Here is a 17,479-nt window from a genome sequence, read left to right on the forward strand (position 1 = left end):
ACCTGCACGACCCCGGCAGAACGACCGGGGCCCGACCAGGAGGAGACAATGCGCGATGACATGTATCACGCCGCAACCCCAATCGCCACGCGCGAGGCTTGCTGGCTTACGCCGTCGATTCAGAAGTCCCATGAACGCTCGGAGGTATTCGGTCTAAGCGAGTCCATGCGCCCCGATTACGACGTGCTGCCCGCCGGCGAACTCGCAATGAAGCTCGAGCAGAACCGCATCCTCTGCGCGCACGCCACGCCGGTGATGGAAACGCTGCATGAGCAGATTGTGAACACCCAGAGCATGATCGTGCTGACCGACGCCGAAGGTCTGATCCTTCATTCCATCGGCGACGACGACTTTTTGCGGCGCGCCGAGAAAGTCGCGCTGCGGCCGGGCGCGAACTGGGCGGAGAGCCGGCAAGGCACGAATGCAATCGGCACGGCGCTGGCTGAACGCAGCGCGACTGTCGTGCACGGCGAGCAGCACTATCTCGCGGCGAACCGGTTTCTGACCTGTTCGAGCGTGCCGATTCTCGATCCGTATGGCGATCTCATCGGCGTGCTCGACGTCACGGGCGATCATCGCAGCTATCACCAGCACACCATGGCGCTCGCGAAAATGTCCGTGCAGATGATCGAGAATCATCTGTTCGCCAACACGTTCCGTGAGACCTTGCAGATCGCCTTTCATGGCCGCCCCGAGTTCCTCGGTACGTTGATGGAAGGCATCGCCGCGTTCACCTGCGACGGCCGCTTTCTGTCCGCGAATCGCAGCGCGCAATTCCAGCTCGGGCTGCCGCTTGCAGGGTTGCGCGCGCATACGCTGTCGTCGCTGTTCGGGCTCACGAGCGCGCAGTTGATCGACCGTCTGCGCATGCATCGCGACCGGCATCTGTCGCTGAACCTGAGCAACGGCGCGGTGGTCTGCGCCAACGTTCAATTCCGCCGCACGACGCTCGCCGACGAGCCCGCTCGCTTTCATACGTCGAGCGAAGCGGCGGCGGGCAAGCGCAACGAGCCATGCGCGCCGCCCGCGAATCCGCTATCGACGCTGAGCCAGCTCGACACCGGCGATCCGCGGATCGCGGCGGTCATCACGAAGGTGCGCAAGGTGATCGGCAAGAACATCCCGATCCTGATCACCGGCGAGACGGGCACCGGCAAGGAACTGCTCGCGCAGGCCATCCACAACGATTCGCCCCGGCGCGCGGCGCCTTTCGTCGCGGTGAACTGCGCGTCGATCCCCGAAACGTTGATCGAGTCGGAACTGTTCGGCTATGAAGAAGGCGCGTTCACCGGCGCGCGCCGCAAAGGCGCCGTCGGCAAACTGCTGCAAGCCAACGGCGGCACGCTTTTTCTCGATGAAATCGGCGACATGCCGTACCCGTTGCAAGTGCGCCTGTTGCGCGTGCTGCAGGAGCGTCTCGTGAACCCGCTCGGCTCCGCCAAGTCGATTCCCGTCGATGTCGCGATCATTTGCGCGACCCATCGCGATCTGCGCGAAATGATCGCGCAGAGCCGCTTTCGCGAGGATCTGTACTACCGGCTCAATGGACTGGTCGTCAAATTGCCGCCGCTGCGCGAACGCACCGATTTGTCGGCGGTGATCAAGAAGATGCTCGATTGCGCGTCGGCCGAGAACGCCGGCGACCAGCCGCTCAGCATCGCCGGCGACGTGATGACGCTCTTCGAGCAATGCGCGTGGCCCGGCAACTTTCGCCAGCTTGGCAATCTGCTGCGCACCGCGGCCGTGATGGTGGATGCCGACGGCGAGATTCGCCGCGAGCATCTGCCTGACGACTTCTTCGACGATCTGCGCGCCGCGCGGCCATCGTCCACGCATGCAGCGGATGCGTTGCCGCTGCCCAGCGGGCGGCTGCATGACGTCGCCGCGAGCGTGATCGCGAATGCGCTCGCGCAGCATGGCGGCAACGTGTCGGCGGCGGCTCGCACGCTCGGCATCTCGCGCAATACGATCTATCGCAAGCTGCCGGCGCACGGCGCGAACAATAGCGAAGACGCCGCGTGAATCGCGCGCATTGCACTGCTCTGTTGTGCAACACGAGTGTGCCGGAATTGAACAGCGCTCGGGCATCGGCGGCTTGCTCGCGCTTTACGTGGGCTGCAAGCACACATGGATAAGTTCGGCATGGACCTTGCGTTTGAGCACGGGACCGCTTCACCGATGCGGTTTTTAATCAAACGTCCTATCCAAGGAGACAGCCATGCAGTGGACTACCCCCGCCTACACCGATCTGCGTTTCGGTTTCGAAGTCACGATGTATATCGCCACACGCTGAAGCAAGCATGAAGCGCCGCCGCGCGCGTCACCGAACGTGTCGCGCGCGGCGGCCTGTCACAACGGACAAAAAGGCGTGCCTCGTATGACCGCTCCGGATACTGAACGCTGCATCGGTCCGAGGCCGAATTTGCGCCCGCACTTTCGCCTGCAACGGGAAGTCGCCGAAGACGGCTATGTGCTGCTCTCGCCGCAAGGCGTCATCAGATTGAATCCGAGCGCAGGCGAAATTTTGAGCCGCTGCGACGGCAAGCGCGAACTCGATGACATCATCGGCGAGCTCGAGGCTATGTTCAACGCGTCGGATCTCGCCACGGACGTTTACCGTTTCATCGAACATGCGCGGCAGCGCGGCTGGGTGGAGTGATTTGCGGTTGCGTGCCGAATGGCGTTATTGACGCACACGCATGAAGCGCCCGGCGTTTCTCCGTTGCTCGGAAGAACCGCCGGGCGCTTTCTTTCGTTGCCGAAGTTTGCGCTTGCGCGTTGGCTTTTCAGCGCTTCACGACGCTATTGCGAAGTGCCCGCACTGAGCGAGCTACCCGCGTTCAACGGTTTCGACGAAGCCCTCGCGCTCTCATCCGTCAACTTCGTCTTTCCAGCGCTGTAGCCGTTCGAATACAGCAGAAACGCCATGATGTCCGCGTAATCCTGCGGCTTCATCTTGCCCGGACGGTCCGCCGGCATGTTGTTCGCCATGTATCCATACACACCGCCGATGGTCAGCTTCGCATTCGAGGTCGGCGCGAACGACGGGCCGCGCAACGCCGGCGCGTTCAACCCTTGCAGCTCGGGACCGTGGCACTTCGCGCACGCGCTCGAGTACAGCGTCTTGCCATGCGCGACCTGCGCGCGATCGAAAGCCGGCGCGTCCGCGGGCACGGCTGCATCGACCTTGATGAAATGGCCGCGCTCGATCTCACGGCCGCCGGCTCGCATGATCGGCGATTTAACGTCGGCACGCCGAGGACCGTCGCGATAGAGAAACGCCGCTGCGTCGGGCGCACTCGCCTGCGTCATGCGCGGCAACGTCCAGCCGCGCGTCAGCGCGGCGAGCCTGCCGTCGGACTCCATCTTGCGCAACGCGGCGTCGATACGCGGCTGCAACGCCGCACCGTTTTTGCCGAACGCAAATACCAGGTGCCAGTCCGCATACGCCGAAGCGGCTTGCGCGATATGAAAGCTCCGCCCAGGATGCGTGTTCGTATAAGCGACGACAGCCGGATACCAGACGATCGCGCGCTGCGCATGTCCGCTTGCGACGGCATCGACGGTAAGCTCGGCCGTGTTCTGCAGATCGAGCTTCACATTGGGCTGTTGCACGGCGATCAACTGCGCGGGGCTCGCATAAGTGGCCGCGACGATTTCCGCGCCGCCCGCATGCGCCGCGGATTCCTGCATCGTCACGCTCACGTAGCCCGAGCGCAGATAGGCACGCGAGAAAACGAGCTTGCTGCCGGAGCCGTCCGCGATATTCGAGCGCGGAAAGCCGGCGATCGCATCGCACTTGCGCGCGAGCGCCTTGTCGAGTTCCTTCAGCGACACGCCGTCGTCGTCGCTGCTCGCGAAGCCGCCTGGCGTGAGCGTAAAGGCGATGCCCGCGGTACGAAACGCTTCGCGCGTCACGGCCTCGTCGAGTGCCGTCGACGGACTGCCTGGAAACGTGCAGACGCGCACGCCCGCGCTCGCGTGGCCGGGCATCAGCGCGCCGCTCGCGAGCAATGCGCCGGCGAGAGCAAAAGAGTTGAGTCGAGTCTTCATGGTCTTGCTTCCGGAAAGAAGCGGCGCCGCCGCAGCCTGGTTGCTCGAGCGAATGTGCATCGGGCAGGACCGGCGCCGGCGCCGCGTGGGCATCAGCCGCGATTGAGTGCGAACACGTAGAGCGTGCCGCCGCGCGGGACCTTCTCCGCGGCCTTCGCCATCGGTCCGCCCCAGATCGGATTGGCCCCGCCGTAGCCGGCGAGAATCGCCACGTACTCCTTGCCGTCGACTTCGAATACCGACGGCTGCGCCACGATGCCGCTCGCCAGTTTCGGGCTTTTCCAGAGCACTTTTCCGGTCGCCGTGTCGAATGCGTACAGATGGCCGTCGAGCGAACCGCTAAACGCGAGACCACCCGCGGTCGTCGCGACGCCGCCGTTCCACGGCAGCTTGCTCCAGAAACTCCACAGCTTCTTGCCGGTGCCGACGTCGATAGCCTGCAGTTCGCCGTAGCCCTTGCTGCCAGGCTCCGGCTTGATCTCGAAGCCTTCGCCGAGGTACGGCAGTCCTTCCATGTACGTGACCGACTTGCCGGACAGCGACATGCACGCATGCAGCGCGGGAACGATCGCGATGTGCTTGTCCGGATCGTACGAAACCGACCACCAGTTCTTGCCGCCGAGAAAGCTCGGGCACGTTTCGATCGTCGTGCCGGTCTTCGGATATTTCGCCGGGTCCTGAATCGGCGCGCCGTCCGCTGTATAGCCGGTCACGGAGGTGGCCTTGACGAAGGGCTTCGCGTAGATCAGCTTGCCCGTCGACCGGTCGATTGCGTGAAAGTAGCCATTGCGGTCGGCATGGATGATCGCGTCGTAGTCCTTGTCCTGATACTTGATATTGGCAAGCACCGGCGTGTTGACGCCGTCATAGTCCCAGGTATCGTGTTTCGTGTACTGGTAATGCCATTTGAGATCGCCGGTCTTCGGATCGAGCGCGAGCAGCGAATCCGAATACAGGTTGTCGCCCGGCCGCAGATCCGCGAGCCAAGGTCCGGGATTGCCGACGCCCCAGTACAGCGTTTTCGATGCCGCGTCATACGTGCCCGTCAGCCAGGCCGGCGCGCCGCCATGCTCCTGCATGCCGTCGGGCCATGTGTTCCCACCCTTCTCGCCGGCTGCGGGCACCGTGAAGCGCTTCCACAGCACGTTGCCGTTGTCGGGATTCAACGCCGCGATAAAGCCGCGCGCGCCATATTCGCCGCCCGCGCTGCCGACCACCAGCGCGCCGTCGAGCGCGAGTGGCGCAAGCGAAAACGCGTAGCCGACTCCGGGCTCGAACATCGCCTTGCGCCACGTCGGCGATCCCGTTTGCGCATCGAGCGCGACGACCTCGCCGTTGAGCATCGCCACATACACGTTCTTGCCGTAAAGCGCGACGCCGCGATTGATCACGTCGCAGCAGGCGGTCTTGAACGATTCGGCGCTGAGCTTCGGCTCGAACTTCCACAGTTGCTTGCCGCTTGCCGCGTCGAACGCATAGACGTTGTCTTTCGGCGTGGTCACGAAGAGATAACGGCCGTTGACGATCGGCGTCGCTTCGAAACCCTGTTGCAGTTCGGCCGGAAACTTGTAGCTCCAGACCTGCTTCAACTGCTTCACATTCGACGTGTCGATCTGCTTGAGCGGCGAGTGCGCCTGGCCGTTGTAGGTGCGGTAGTACGTGAGCCAGCCGGGATCGCTTTGCGCGGCGGTCAGCCGTTCGTAGGTGACGGCGGGATAATCGTCGGCCACCGCCGCCGTTGCGCATGACAAACCGACGGCCGCGGCGACGCTTATCGCAAGCGCTCCTCGCCGCATCGTCCGAATCGAACGTGCTTTCATCCTTGTCTCCTGGTGTCGACCCGAGCTTGAGTAAAGCGCTGCTCCGGTCACACATCACATGCTTGCTGTTGAGTTATCGACGGGAAGCCGGACGGCGACGCCATCGTCTGGGGAACGCAGTCTGGCTGCGAACCGTTCGAGGCAAGTCGCATGCCATTGCGGCATGGTTCCGGCGCAACACGCGCGGGGCTAAGGAGAGGAGGAAAGCAGGACCGATCCGCGCGCTGGGTCAACGTGATAAGGGCTGTTGCACGTTGAAGCAATCCATCGCCGATGTGTTGCTAAAAAAGACAGCGGGCGTTGGGTCGGAAGTGTGGGGAGAGCCGCCGCGCTTACGGCGCGAATCGCGTGAACACGTAGTCGCGATCCTTGACCTTCGCCGCGTGACACGCGAAGCAGGTCTGGTGTTGTGCGGCATCGACCGGCTGGCCGTTGACGAAGCGCCCGAAACCCCAACCGCCCGTCGATGCATAACGGCGCGAGTCCTTCACCATCACCTGGACCGTGGTGGGCGGTCCGGGAATCGTCGCGGTCGCGAACTCGGGCGACTGCTTGCGCTTGTATGCGAGCTTGACGAGGATCGTGCCGTCCGGATAAGGCAACGTCGAGTTCTCGATCGCCTTGATCGCCGCGGGGTTGCCGAGCACGACGCGCAGCTCGTCGAGCGGCGCGGCCTCTTCGGCCGGCGCGATCATCTGCCACTTGCGGTAGCCGTCGGGAATCGTCACCCCGTAGATCGGCGACGGCGCCGACTTCGCGGGCCCCGCCAGCGCGTGTTCCGCGACTGCGCCGAGCAAGAGCGCCGCGCTCAGCGCAACGTATGCGGTCCGTACTTTTCGCATCTGCATCGTCATGTGCCTGTCTCCGCTTCGTCCGCTTCGTCCGCTTAAAAACGGGCGACGTCGATGACGGCGTCGGCGAAGGCTTTCGGCGCTTCCTGCGGCAGGTTATGCCCAGTGCCGCCGCCGACATTGCGATGCGCGTACTTGCCGGTGAACTTCTTTGCGTAGGCCGACGGCTCGGGATGCGGTGCGCCGTTGGCGTCGCCTTCCATCGTGATGGTCGGCACGGAGATAGTCGGCCCCTTCGCGAGACGTTTCTCCAGATCGTCGTATTGCGGTTCGCCCTGCGCGAGTCCGAGACGCCAGCGGTAGTTGTGAATCACGATCGCGACGTGATCCGGATTGACGAACGAAGCCGCCGAGCGCTCGAACGTCGCATCGTCGAAATTCCATTTGGGCGACGCGGTATGCCAGATCAGCTTGTTGAAGTCGTGACGGTTTGCGTCGTAGCCCGCCGCGCCGCGCTCGGTCGCGAAGTAGAACTGATACCACCACGCGAGTTCCGCTTTCGGCGGCAACGGCGCCTTGTTGGCTTCCTGGCTGCCGATCAGATAACCGCTCACCGACACCATCGCCTTGCAGCGTTCCGGCCACAGCGCCGCAATGATGTTCACCGTGCGCGCGCCCCAATCGAAGCCGCCGAAAATGGCCTTGTCGATCTTCAGCGCGTCCATCAGATTGATGATGTCGAGAGCGATGACGGCCTGCTGCCCGTTACGCGGCGTATCTGCCGAGAGAATGCGCGTCGAGCCGTAGCCGCGCAGATACGGCACGATCACCCGATAGCCGGCGGCGGCCAGCAGCGGCGCGACTTCGACGTAGCTATAAATGTCGTATGGCCAGCCGTGCAACAGGATCACGACGGGGCCGTTTTGCGGACCCGCTTCTGCATAACCGATGTTCAGCGTGCCCGCGTTGATCTGCCGAAGGTTCTCGAAGGAGGTCGCGCCCGCGCCCGCCTTCGCGCCAGTGGACTGCGCATGCGCGAGTCCGCTCAAACCAAGTTCCATCAGGCTGATGCCCGCGACGGTCGTACCGAGCAGACGACGACGCCGGTTATTAATCTGTTCAGTCATGGCTATTTCCTTTTTTGAATGAAAACTTGCGAGAGCCTGCGCGTTGCCAGTCCGGCCGGCGTGGAAGTATTAGACGCCTTCAAAGTATCCGCCGTATGTCCACGACGCACGCGAGTGCAACGTTATGTGTCGCCCGGTTGTGTAGATACATTGGGATACAAAACGGACATGGCATTCGATCCGGCAAAAGCTGAATAGAAGCGAAAGCAGAAATTTGTTTCCCAATGTGTATGAAGTCCAAAGCGATACACAGCCTTGCAATAGCCCCTTCCCACGACACAAGCCAGATACCTCTCCCGGTTCTAATGCATTCCAACGACGGACTCTGATCGACGCAGCACGGCAAGCCTCACTGCCGATAGCGGCTCGCAGATGCCCGTACGGATGCTTTCCATTTGAACTGTTCCAGGAGAACGACATGAAAGTCTCGATCATCGCTTTGGCCTTTACCGCTTTTACTGCTCTTGCCGCTTCGGCAATGACTGTTTCCGCTTATGCAGCGAATCCGGCGGTCAATTCCGCCACCACAAACGCCGACAGCTACGACGCGCAGCAAGCAACTCAGTGGGCGCCGGTTCGGCCCGCAACGACAGCGAAGACGCGCGCCGAAGTTCGTCAGGAACTGGTGCGCGCCCAGAAGGACGGCCAGCTCGCGGCACTCAGCAAGATCTATCAGGGTAGCTAAGTTTTTCCATTCAATCTTGGAGGTTTCATCATGATCAAGCGTCTCGTCATCGCCGCAGTTCTTTCCACCAGCGCCGCGATCGCCGCGCCCGTTTTCGCCAGCAGCGGCTACGGCCCCGCGCCCCACTACGACCCGCTGATCGGCGCACCGTCGTCGCAACGCGGCCAGAGCGCCGAGACCGTGCGCGCCGAACAAACCGCTCTGATGGCGAGCACGGACATCGACGCGCAATCGTACGGCGGCATGCACGACACCACTTCGCAGGCCGGCTCGCGTTCGCTGACGCACGCATCGGACGCATCGGACATCTCCATCGCGCCGTATGCACATCATTGAATGCGAGTCGACTGATCGATAACTTGCCGGCTCGCCGCGATGAGCGCGCCGGTTTCTCATAGCGTCAGGAAATAAAAATATGTCTTCAACACCGTTTTCTCCCGCTCGACGTCACGTGCTGGCCGCCTCCGTTGCAGTCGGCGCGATGGGGCTGATTCCCGGCTCGGTGTTCGCCGCCGCGGGCGACAGCAAGATCCGTCCGTTCAAAGTCAACGTGCCGGAAGCCGACCTCGTCGATCTGCGCCGGCGCATCGCGGCCACGCGCTGGCCTGGCAAAGAAACCGTCGCCGATGAATCGCAAGGCGTGCGGCTCGCCAGAATGCAGACGCTCGCGAAGTACTGGGGCACCGATTACGACTGGCGCAAAGGCGAAGCGAAACTGAACGCGCTGCCGATGTTCATGACTGAAATCGACGGGCTCGATATCCAGTTCGTCCACGTACGTTCGCGCCACAAAAATGCGTTGCCGCTCATCATGACGCACGGCTGGCCTGGCTCGATCTTCGAGCTGATCAAGGCCATCGGGCCGCTCACCGATCCGACCGCGTATGGCGGCAGCGCTGACGACGCGTTTCACGTCGTCGTTCCTTCGCTGCCCGGTTTTGGCTTCTCCGAACAACCGAAGAAGACCGGCTGGGGATCGGATCACATTGCGCGTGCATGGGGTGAACTGATGGCGCGGCTCGGCTACACGCGCTTCGTTTCGCAAGGCGGCGATTGCGGATCGGTGATCTCGCACCGCATGGCGATGCAGAAGGTCAAAGGGCTGATCGGTATTCACGTCAACATGCCGGCGACCGTGCCGCCGGACATCGCGACGCTGCTCACGCTGGGCGAACCCGCGCCGGCCAATCTGTCGCCGAAAGAGAAAGCGGCGTATGACTCGCTGAATGTTTTCTATCGCGACAATTGCGGCTATGCGCAGATGATGGTGACGCGGCCGCAGACCGTCGGCTACGCACTCGCGGATTCGCCTGTCGGCCAGGCCGCATGGATGTACGACAAGATTTCGCAATGGACGTATAGCGGCGGCGTGCCGGAACGCTCGCTCACACGCGACGAAATTCTCGACGACATCTCGCTCTACTGGCTGACGGACAGCGCCACGTCCGCTGCACAAATCTACTGGGAAGATCATTCGAACAACTTCAACGCGGTCGATATCTCGTTGCCTGCGGCAGTGACGGTCTTTCCTGGAGAGATCTATCAGGCGCCGCGTAGCTGGACCGAGCGCGCCTATCACAATCTGATCTATTTCAACGAAGTCGATAAAGGAGGCCACTTCGCCGCGTGGGAACAGCCGCAACTCTTCGCGACCGAAGTTCGCGCGGCGTTCCGCAGTCTGCGTTAGGCGGCGCGTGAGTCACGGCGACTGCATTGCGCGCACATTGCGCGGTCGCCGTGACGTTTGCATGCCACCAAGGAACGGTGCGAGTTCACGCCGCGAGAGGCAGCGTCAATCTCGCTTCGAGTCCGCCGCTATGGCGATTTTCCAGTTGCAGTTCGCCCTGCATCGCGAGTGTCAGGCGCCGAGCGATTGCGAGTCCCAGGCCCGATCCCGGCGCACGCGCTGCCGTCTGCGGCGCACGATACCAGGGCGCGAATACCGCTTCCATTTCGGCCGGCACAATGCCCGGCCCCGAATCGACGACCGCGACCACCACGCGACGAGCATCGACGCGCACGCACAGGCGCACGTCGTTGCCATAGCGCAATCCGTTGTCGATCAGATTGACGAGCACCCGGCGCAGCGCGTGCGGACACGTCACGACCGGGTGGCCGACCTCGCCTTCGAGTTCGACCGAGCGGCCCATGTCCTTGTAGTTATCGACGAGCGCGCCGAGCAGTCCGTCCGCATCGAAGCGCCGCAGCGGCGCGCCGGCGCAGCATTGCATCCGCGCGCAGGCGAGACTCGCTTCGACCAGCTCGTTCATCTCCGCGATGTCGCGCTCCATTGCGCTGCGCAATTCTCCTTCGTCGACTCGCTCGCAGCGCAGGGCCATGCGGGTCAGCGGCGTGCGCAGATCGTGTGCATAGGCCGCCAGCACGTCGAGCAGTTCGGCGACGCGCTCGGCCTCGCAGCGCTGCGCACCGTTGATCGCACGCGCGAGCCGCGCGACCGTGGACGGCCCGAACTCCGGCAAACTTTGTGGCAAGGTGCCCGTGCTGCTGCGTTGCTCGATCGCGGCGGCAAGCCGCGCGATGCTCGAACGTTGCTCGTAAGCATGCACCGCCAAAGCCGCCGCGAGCAGCGCGAAGCCCGTTGCGAGCAGCCAGAGAAGCGGCAGCAGATAGCCGCCGGCGCGGTACGGCTGTGCGTAGAGCATCGCTGCATGGGCCGCGGGCATGCTTATCGCTATGAATACGGCGAGCACGCGAGCCGTCCAGAGCAATAAACGTCTTGCCGCGCGAGTTCGGATTTTCAGCAGGGAGTTGGGCGAGACTTCACGCGACACGGTCCAATGGATGAAGGTCATCTTCGTTCTCCTGGCACCGCCACGTCGGACGGCTTGGCAGAATAAGATCATGCGGGGCGGGGTTCGCACCATCAGACATGGGGTCGTCTACCCCCTACTAAGGTTTGCCCTCGTCATGCGGTGGTGTACTTTCGGTTAGCCGTGTCCGAGCGCGCGAGGCCGCTGGCGGCGGCCCGCACGGAAGGGGTCATCGTCGGTAACGACAACGAGTTGTTCGGGCGCCCCGACACGCGGGCGCCCGAACAACTCATTAAGCTGACGTTTGTATGTGCACGGCCTGCAAGCCCGCCTGCTGCTATTGCGCCGCTTTCGCTGCCGCGATGATCGTGTCGGCGACCAACTTCGGCTGACTGACCATTACGACGTGGCTTGCATTAGCCATCGTGACGTGCGCGCCGATGTTCTTCGCCATCGCCTGTTGCAGATGCGGGTCAATCATGCGGTCCTGCCCGGTCACGACGAAATACGACGGCTTGTCGTGCCACGCCGCTTTCGTGACCTTCTCGCCGATACAGGCCGAGGCCCACGGACCTTGCGTCGCCGCGATCACACGGCGTTGCGGCAAAGGCACGTCCTGCGCGAAATCCTCGAGTACGGCTTTCGTCGACAGAGTCAGATAGCCGGCCGAGTCTTTCTGCAACTCGCCGGCCCACACGGGCGCCGGCTTTCCTTTGGTGATGTCGTCGATGGACTGACCGCTGTCCGGCGCAAACGCGGCGACATAGACGAGGTTTTTGACCTTCTCTTCGTTGCCTGCTTCACTGATTACCACGCCTGCCCACGAATGGCCGACCAGCACCACAGGTCCGTCCTGCTGCTCGATCACGCGTTTGGTCGCAGCGACGTCGTCGGCCAGCGAGCTCAGCGGATTTTGCACGGCGACCACGTGCGCCCCTCGCGCTTCGAGTAGCGGAATCACTTTGTCCCAACTGGAACCGTCGGCGAACGCACCGTGCACGAGCACGACGTTCTTGCCCTTCAGATCCTGCGGCGGCGCGGCGTGCGAAGCCTGCAGCGCAAACAGGCCGCCGAGCAACAGCGCGGCACCGGCGAATTTCTTGAGAAGTCTTGTCATTTGTTTTTCTTCCGACGAGAGAGTTGACGACGCGCGCTTTACGCCCGGTTAAGCGCGCCGTCGCGTGAATCACGAATGCGCGTAGATCGGGCCGAGACCGACCACGTCTTGCTGCGAAGTCGACACGTGGTTCACCGACGAGTGCGAACCCGCCGCCGAACGGCTTTGCTCGACGCCGCCATATGCAGCGGATGCCGAGCCGTTCTGGGCGGCAATGCGGGCTTCGGCCGCTTCGATGTTGCTCGGATATTGCGTGTTGTCGCTGGCCGGGTTGTAGCCGGCCTTCTGCAACTGGACGAGTTCCGCGCGCACATCGGCACGCGTCAATGCGTGAGTCGATTGAGCGAACGAGACGGCAGGAACGGCAACGAGTGCTGCAACGAGAAGGGATTGAACGAGTTTCATGAGCTTTCTCCAGATAAAGACGGCATATAAAGGTCGAGGTTCGGTTGAAACACGCGGCAGCAGGAAGCTACGAACTAGCGTGTCACCCGAATCCGGCGCAGTGTTGCGAATCAACCTTGCGTGTAGACATTTAACCCCGCCGACGTATCTGCAATGTTTTCGCAAAGCCGTTTAATGCAACGGCGTTTATCTCGACACGGCGTGGATACACTGCGATACAAAAACCTCTGCGAATCGAATCAGCCGGCTACCGTATTCAATTCGCTAAACGACGGTCCGAGCGGCCGCACGCGCATGTCCGGGGCGAGATGTTCCCACGGCAGATCGGCCGGATCGGCGGCCATCGGGCCAGGCGCTTTGGCGACGAGAATCGCCTCGGCGATCGCTTCGAAATCCGCGCGAAAATGCACCGAACTCTTGTTGACGAGAATCTTCATTCGCTCCGGCTCGATGCCCGCCACGCGGAACAGATTGCGATCGAAGATCTGCATCTTCACCGAGCTCACGGCAATGCGCACGCCTTCTATCCGCAAGCAGGCAACCGGTCCCAATTCCCCTTCCATGCCGTTCAGCATCGGGCCGTCGAAGCGGAAGCGCCCGTCCGACAAGTGCTCGACTTCGAATTCGGCTTCGAGCGGCGAGTCGCCTTCCACACCGGAACCGCCGCCGAGCCGCAACGCGATCCTCGCCCCGACGCCCGCACGATGCGCCGCCTCTGCGGCCTGCGCGTCCCAGATCACGCCCACGGCCGCCTCGGTCGCACCGTGGCGCAACAGCGCGCGCACCATGCCCATGGTGTTCGAATCGCCGCCCACGCCGGGGTTGTCCTGTGTATCCGCGATGATGACCGGGCGCGTTGCGGACGCGCTCAGGCGGATCGCCTCGAGCGCGGCTTCGTCGGGCGAGAGAAAGGGCACGTCCCAGCGCGCTTCCTCGCCGACGATCTTCGCGAACAAGGCATCGGCGGCTTGCGCGGCTGCTTCTTCGTCGAACGAATAGGCCCAGATCGTCGGGCCGCACTCGGGAAAATCCGCCGCCGGGAAACCCGGCGCGAACGACACCGAGACTACCGGCCGTTTTTCCAGGTCGGCGAGCATGCGATACATGTCGTTCGCGGGCTCGACGAGCGTGCACATGCCGTTCACCGGAATCAGGAAAGGAACGCGGCGCACCGCGCGATGCAACGGCCGCCGCTCGCGCATCAGGTCTTCGAGAATGCGCGCGGCGCGCTCGCCGGTTTCCGCCATGTCGACGTGCGGATACGTGCGATACGCGACGAGCGCGCTCGCGTGCGCGAACATGCGCGCGGTGACGTTCGCATGCAGATCGAGCGACACGACCACCGGCATCCGCTCGCCGACGATCCGCCGCACGCGCTCGAGCAACTCGCCCTCGCCATCGTCGTGTTGCTCGGTCACCATCGCGCCGTGCAGGTCGAGATAGATCGCATCGAAGCCGCCTTGTTCGACCGCCGCGATAATCTCGCCGCCGATGCGCTCGAAGGCGTCGGTGGTGACATGCGCCGACGCGCTCGCGCCGGCCCAGATCACCGGCTTCAACTCGCGGCCATTCGCTTCCATGACCTTGATGAAACCGCCGATCGGCACGTTGACGTCGCGCAGATTGAGCACGCTGGCGCCGCGCACCATCGGCGGGAATCCCTCGCCTTGAACGAAACTCTCGTACGACGCCTTGGTCGGCGCAAAGGTATTGGTTTCGTGCTGGAAACCGGCGATCAGGATTTTCATTGAAGTCACCTTGCTATGTTTGACTCGTGCGCGAACGCACTCGGGCGCATCCACGAGTTATTTCGGATGCCTATTTGTCATGCCGTGAGCGATCTGAGCGAACGCAGCTTCGAAGCCGCTATTCCTGCTTGAGCGTCAGCTTGCCCTTGAGGATGAGAACGGCGGCCAGCGCGGCCGCGCAAGCCATGACGAAGAGTCCCGCATGCATGCTGCCGGTCCCCGCCTTCGTCCAGCCGACAACTGCCGGGCCCCAGAAACCGCCCGACAATCCGACCGTATTGATGAGCGCGATCCCGCCCGCCGCGGCCGTTCCTTCGACGAGTTGCGACGGGATCGCCCAGAACACCGTGTAGGCCATCCACAGGCAAGCGGTGCCGAGCGTCAGCGCGACAAGCGTAAGCGACAGATTGCCGTCGGCAAGGATCGCTGCGATCAGGAAGACCGCGGCGCCCAGTGCTGGAATCGCGAAGTGATAGCGTCGCTCGCCGAGCCGGTCGGAACTGCGGCCGGCGAGATACATGCAGACGGCCGCGGCCACATAAGGAATTGCCGTGTACCAGCCTAGCCTCAGCGTGTCTTTCACGCCCTGTTCCTTGAGCAGTGTCGGCAGCCAGAAGCTGATCGCGTAGATCGGAAAAATGACGCTGAAGTAAGCCAGCGCAAGCACATACACGCGCGGGCTTTTCAGCACCGCCTTGAACGAATCCGCGCGATGCTGGGTCGGCGCGGTTTCGCCGTCGAGCAAGGCTCTTTCACGGTCGTTGAGCCAGCGTGCTTCGGCGGGCCGATCGGAGATCACGCGCAGCGTCAGCAGGCCGAGCACGATGCACGGCAAGCCTTCGACGAGAAACATCCACTGCCAGCCCGCGAGGCCGCCGACGCCGGCGAGATTCGTCATCAGCCACGCCGACACCGGGCCGCCGACAATGCCGCCCAGCGGTCCCGCGACGAACACGAGCGCAATGGCTCGCGCCATGCGCGCCGGTCCATACCAGCACGACAGGTAATAGATCATGCCCGGCGCAAAGCCCGCTTCGAATACGCCGAGCAGAAAGCGCATCGCGTAAAACGCCGGCACGCTGCGCACGAACAGCATGCACGCGGATGTGATGCCCCACAGCACCAGAATGCGGCTGAAGGTCTTGCGCGCGCCGACCTTCGGCAGCATCAGGTTGCTCGGCAATTCGAACAGCACGTAGCCGATGAAGAAGATGCCCGCGCCCACGCCGTACGCGGCGTCGGAGAAACCGAGGTCGGTCTGCATCTGCAATTTCGCGAAGCCGACGTTCACGCGATCCAGATACGCAAACATGTAGCAGGTCACCAGAAACGGCAGAAGCCGCCAGTTGAGCTTGCTGTACAGCGCGGCGGCGGGATCGCCGGCGGCCGATGGATGAATTGCTGACATGGTTGTCTCCGAATGTCTCACTGGACCCGTCGCAGGGGTTGAGTCGATGGTGGCAGCGCAAAAGTCGGCTAGCAAGAGCAACTAAGTTCACGTATCGTTGCCTTTTAAGCAACGCAACGGCGATCGCCATGAAAACGCCAATGCGGCGTTAGGAGCGGTGAAATGCGAGAAATCAACCAGCAGCGTCTGCGCTATTTCCATGAAGTGCTGACTCATGGCACCGTTCGCGGCGCGGCCGAGCACATCAACACGTCGCCGTCGGTCATTACGCGGCAGATCAAATTGCTCGAAGACGAACTTGGCGCCGTGCTGTTCGAGCGACAGGCGCGCGGCGTCAAGCCGACCGAAGCCGCGATGCATCTGCTCGAATTCTGGCGCGGCTATCGCTCGCAACAGGAGAAGCTCGAAGACCAGTTGCACGCGCTAAAAGGTCTGCGCACCGGGCAAATTCAACTGGCCGTCAGCGAAGGCTTTGTCGATATCTTTGTGGACGATGTGCTGGCGCCGTTCTGCACGCGCTATCCCGGTCTCGAAGTCAGCATGACGATGCTGGCGGTGGACGCGCTGCTCGACGAGGTCGCGGAGAATCGCGCTCATATCGGGCTCGCCTATAACCCGCCGCCGCACGCGCGCATCGCGTATCGCGCGAGTTCGGCGCAGCCGGTCGTGCTGTTGCTGAGAAAGGATCATCCACTAGCGAAACGGGGCGGCCCAGCGAGTCTCGATGACCTGCAGGCGTATCCGCTTGCGCTGATGCCGTCCACGTTCGGCATCGGCCATGTCGTTTCGATGGCGCAGGTGGCCGCGAACGTGTCGATCCGCCCCACGCTCGTCACGAACTCGTTGAGCGCGCTAAAGCGCTTCGTCACCGCGGAAAACTTCATGACGCTGGTCGGAGAATTTGCCGCGTACCGCGAACTCGGAAGTGAGGAACTCACCACGGTTGCGATCGCTCATCCGCTGTTCGAGAGCGCGCAAGCGAGAGTGCTGGTCAAAGCGGACCGGCCGCTTGCCGCCGGGCCGCTGGAACTATTGAAATGGATCGAGGAACGCATGCCGATGTTCGCGCCGGTGAAACGGCCGGCGCGCCGGAAAGCCATACGCTGAATCCAAAGGCTGTGTTCGTTCAGCCTCCGCCTTGCTCGCGCAGCGTCAGTTTGCTGCTGACCGAGGTCACGCCTTGTACTTTCTTCGCGGCGTCCACTGCCAGACCTTCCTGATCGTCGCTCTCGATCTGTCCGGCCAGCGTCACGTGACCCGTCTTTGCATTGCCGAACACGGCGATGGTTGTGTCTTCAAGACCCTTGGTCCGGAACAGGGCTTTCTGGACCGTCTTCGAAAATGTACGATTAGCTGCCCGAACTGATTTCTTGCTCGGCGCCGGGTTGCTGGGTGACACGCTGCTGGCGGACACGCTGCTGCCCGATGCCGCTGCTACGGCGTCCGCGGCGAATGCCGGCGTGTATGCGAATGCTGCTGCAGCTAACGCGAGGCCGCTGCTCACAACGAGATGTCGAAGTTTCATGATTGATCCTTTTGAGGTTGGAGAGAACA

General features: G+C 62.8%; 17 protein-coding genes. 7 read left to right on the forward strand and 10 right to left on the reverse strand.

Annotated features, from left to right (window positions below; translation table 11 throughout):
- Positions 1-48: 48 nt before the first annotated feature.
- From P0D87_RS20815 to pqqD, 3 genes are all read left to right on the forward strand, one after another.
- Positions 49-2,022: a sigma-54-dependent Fis family transcriptional regulator gene (locus tag P0D87_RS20815; protein WP_171800044.1), complete on the forward strand. Its 1,974-nt coding sequence runs from the start codon at positions 49-51 to the stop codon at positions 2,020-2,022.
- A gap of 196 nt (positions 2,023-2,218) precedes the next feature.
- A complete protein-coding gene (pqqA, locus tag P0D87_RS20820; RefSeq protein WP_013341955.1) occupies positions 2,219-2,293 on the forward strand; it encodes a pyrroloquinoline quinone precursor peptide PqqA in 75 nt (24 codons plus the stop codon).
- An 84-nt stretch (positions 2,294-2,377) separates the two neighbouring features.
- Positions 2,378-2,659 (forward strand): pyrroloquinoline quinone biosynthesis peptide chaperone PqqD, encoded by a 282-nt coding sequence (gene pqqD / locus P0D87_RS20825; RefSeq protein ID WP_053859917.1) that lies wholly within the window; start codon positions 2,378-2,380, stop codon positions 2,657-2,659.
- A 143-nt stretch (positions 2,660-2,802) separates the two neighbouring features.
- On the opposite strand, the gene P0D87_RS20830 is transcribed toward pqqD, so the two are convergent.
- The 4 genes from P0D87_RS20830 to P0D87_RS20845 all read right to left on the reverse strand — a co-directional run bounded on the left by P0D87_RS20830 (position 2,803) and on the right by P0D87_RS20845 (position 7,791).
- Complete coding sequence (locus P0D87_RS20830) at positions 2,803-4,053, reverse strand: c-type cytochrome (protein WP_171800045.1); 1,251 nt, start codon at positions 4,051-4,053, stop codon at positions 2,803-2,805.
- Between the two features lie 92 nt (positions 4,054-4,145).
- Positions 4,146-5,873, reverse strand: coding sequence for a methanol/ethanol family PQQ-dependent dehydrogenase (locus P0D87_RS20835; protein ID WP_006049713.1), 1,728 nt, complete (start codon positions 5,871-5,873; stop codon positions 4,146-4,148).
- 332 nt (positions 5,874-6,205) lie between these two features.
- Positions 6,206-6,715, reverse strand: coding sequence for a cytochrome P460 family protein (locus tag P0D87_RS20840; RefSeq protein ID WP_053860799.1), 510 nt, complete (start codon positions 6,713-6,715; stop codon positions 6,206-6,208).
- Positions 6,716-6,759: 44 nt separating this feature from the next.
- Positions 6,760-7,791, reverse strand: a complete 1,032-nt coding sequence (locus tag P0D87_RS20845; RefSeq protein WP_053859916.1) for an alpha/beta fold hydrolase — start codon at positions 7,789-7,791, stop codon at positions 6,760-6,762.
- A gap of 418 nt (positions 7,792-8,209) precedes the next feature.
- On the opposite strand from P0D87_RS20845, the gene P0D87_RS20850 reads away from it, so the two are divergent.
- The 3 genes from P0D87_RS20850 to P0D87_RS20860 all read left to right on the forward strand — a co-directional run bounded on the left by P0D87_RS20850 (position 8,210) and on the right by P0D87_RS20860 (position 10,163).
- The gene (locus P0D87_RS20850) at positions 8,210-8,476 is read left to right on the forward strand and encodes a DUF4148 domain-containing protein (RefSeq protein ID WP_053859915.1); all 267 of its coding nucleotides are present in this window, start codon (positions 8,210-8,212) and stop codon (positions 8,474-8,476) included.
- Between the two features lie 30 nt (positions 8,477-8,506).
- Positions 8,507-8,812 carry a hypothetical protein gene (locus P0D87_RS20855; RefSeq protein WP_053859914.1) on the forward strand — a complete coding sequence of 102 codons (306 nt, stop codon included), beginning with the start codon at positions 8,507-8,509 and terminating at the stop codon, positions 8,810-8,812.
- Positions 8,813-8,891: 79 nt separating this feature from the next.
- On the forward strand, positions 8,892-10,163 hold the full coding sequence (locus P0D87_RS20860) for an epoxide hydrolase family protein (protein ID WP_053859913.1): 1,272 nt from the start codon (positions 8,892-8,894) through the stop codon (positions 10,161-10,163).
- Positions 10,164-10,248: 85 nt separating this feature from the next.
- Here the strand turns inward: P0D87_RS20860 and P0D87_RS20865 are convergent, their stop codons facing one another.
- The 5 genes from P0D87_RS20865 to P0D87_RS20885 form a co-directional block, all read right to left on the reverse strand.
- A complete protein-coding gene (locus tag P0D87_RS20865) occupies positions 10,249-11,289 on the reverse strand; it encodes an ATP-binding protein (protein WP_082367143.1) in 1,041 nt (346 codons plus the stop codon).
- A gap of 295 nt (positions 11,290-11,584) precedes the next feature.
- Positions 11,585-12,364, reverse strand: coding sequence for an alpha/beta fold hydrolase (locus P0D87_RS20870; RefSeq protein WP_053859912.1), 780 nt, complete (start codon positions 12,362-12,364; stop codon positions 11,585-11,587).
- A 69-nt stretch (positions 12,365-12,433) separates the two neighbouring features.
- Positions 12,434-12,769 (reverse strand): DUF4148 domain-containing protein, encoded by a 336-nt coding sequence (locus P0D87_RS20875; protein WP_006047166.1) that lies wholly within the window; start codon positions 12,767-12,769, stop codon positions 12,434-12,436.
- A 239-nt stretch (positions 12,770-13,008) separates the two neighbouring features.
- Positions 13,009-14,517 (reverse strand): M81 family metallopeptidase, encoded by a 1,509-nt coding sequence (locus tag P0D87_RS20880; RefSeq protein WP_053859911.1) that lies wholly within the window; start codon positions 14,515-14,517, stop codon positions 13,009-13,011.
- 118 nt (positions 14,518-14,635) lie between these two features.
- Positions 14,636-15,925, reverse strand: coding sequence for an MFS transporter (locus tag P0D87_RS20885; RefSeq protein ID WP_053859910.1), 1,290 nt, complete (start codon positions 15,923-15,925; stop codon positions 14,636-14,638).
- 162 nt (positions 15,926-16,087) lie between these two features.
- Between P0D87_RS20885 and P0D87_RS20890 the strand changes: the two genes are divergently transcribed.
- Positions 16,088-17,032: a LysR family transcriptional regulator gene (locus P0D87_RS20890; protein ID WP_053859909.1), complete on the forward strand. Its 945-nt coding sequence runs from the start codon at positions 16,088-16,090 to the stop codon at positions 17,030-17,032.
- Positions 17,033-17,051: 19 nt separating this feature from the next.
- Here P0D87_RS20890 and P0D87_RS20895 read toward each other — a convergent pair whose 3' ends face one another.
- Positions 17,052-17,450: a BON domain-containing protein gene (locus tag P0D87_RS20895; RefSeq protein WP_006047170.1), complete on the reverse strand. Its 399-nt coding sequence runs from the start codon at positions 17,448-17,450 to the stop codon at positions 17,052-17,054.
- Positions 17,451-17,479: the final 29 nt, after the last annotated feature.

It is taken from the genome of Paraburkholderia sp. RL17-368-BIF-A, from assembly GCF_046054045.1.
Classification (GTDB): Bacteria; Pseudomonadota; Gammaproteobacteria; order Burkholderiales; family Burkholderiaceae; genus Paraburkholderia; species Paraburkholderia graminis.

Excerpts from the sequence above, each read along its gene's own strand:
- P0D87_RS20845 (WP_053859916.1), bottom strand. The coding sequence starts at position 7,791 with ATGACTGAACAGATTAATAACCGGCGTCGTCGTCTGCTCGGTACGACC.
- P0D87_RS20830 (WP_171800045.1), bottom strand. The coding sequence starts at position 4,053 with ATGAAGACTCGACTCAACTCTTTTGCTCTCGCCGGCGCATTGCTCGCG.
- P0D87_RS20890 (WP_053859909.1), top strand. The coding sequence starts at position 16,088 with ATGCGAGAAATCAACCAGCAGCGTCTGCGCTATTTCCATGAAGTGCTG.
- P0D87_RS20895 (WP_006047170.1), bottom strand. The coding sequence starts at position 17,450 with ATGAAACTTCGACATCTCGTTGTGAGCAGCGGCCTCGCGTTAGCTGCA.
- P0D87_RS20815 (WP_171800044.1), top strand. The coding sequence starts at position 49 with ATGCGCGATGACATGTATCACGCCGCAACCCCAATCGCCACGCGCGAG.
- P0D87_RS20875 (WP_006047166.1), bottom strand. The coding sequence starts at position 12,769 with ATGAAACTCGTTCAATCCCTTCTCGTTGCAGCACTCGTTGCCGTTCCT.
- P0D87_RS20870 (WP_053859912.1), bottom strand. The coding sequence starts at position 12,364 with ATGACAAGACTTCTCAAGAAATTCGCCGGTGCCGCGCTGTTGCTCGGC.
- P0D87_RS20880 (WP_053859911.1), bottom strand. The coding sequence starts at position 14,517 with ATGAAAATCCTGATCGCCGGTTTCCAGCACGAAACCAATACCTTTGCG.
- P0D87_RS20860 (WP_053859913.1), top strand. The coding sequence starts at position 8,892 with ATGTCTTCAACACCGTTTTCTCCCGCTCGACGTCACGTGCTGGCCGCC.
- P0D87_RS20855 (WP_053859914.1), top strand. The coding sequence starts at position 8,507 with ATGATCAAGCGTCTCGTCATCGCCGCAGTTCTTTCCACCAGCGCCGCG.
- P0D87_RS20850 (WP_053859915.1), top strand. The coding sequence starts at position 8,210 with ATGAAAGTCTCGATCATCGCTTTGGCCTTTACCGCTTTTACTGCTCTT.
- P0D87_RS20885 (WP_053859910.1), bottom strand. The coding sequence starts at position 15,925 with ATGTCAGCAATTCATCCATCGGCCGCCGGCGATCCCGCCGCCGCGCTG.
- P0D87_RS20835 (WP_006049713.1), bottom strand. The coding sequence starts at position 5,873 with ATGAAAGCACGTTCGATTCGGACGATGCGGCGAGGAGCGCTTGCGATA.
- pqqD (WP_053859917.1), top strand. The coding sequence starts at position 2,378 with ATGACCGCTCCGGATACTGAACGCTGCATCGGTCCGAGGCCGAATTTG.
- P0D87_RS20865 (WP_082367143.1), bottom strand. The coding sequence starts at position 11,289 with ATGACCTTCATCCATTGGACCGTGTCGCGTGAAGTCTCGCCCAACTCC.
- P0D87_RS20840 (WP_053860799.1), bottom strand. The coding sequence starts at position 6,715 with ATGCGAAAAGTACGGACCGCATACGTTGCGCTGAGCGCGGCGCTCTTG.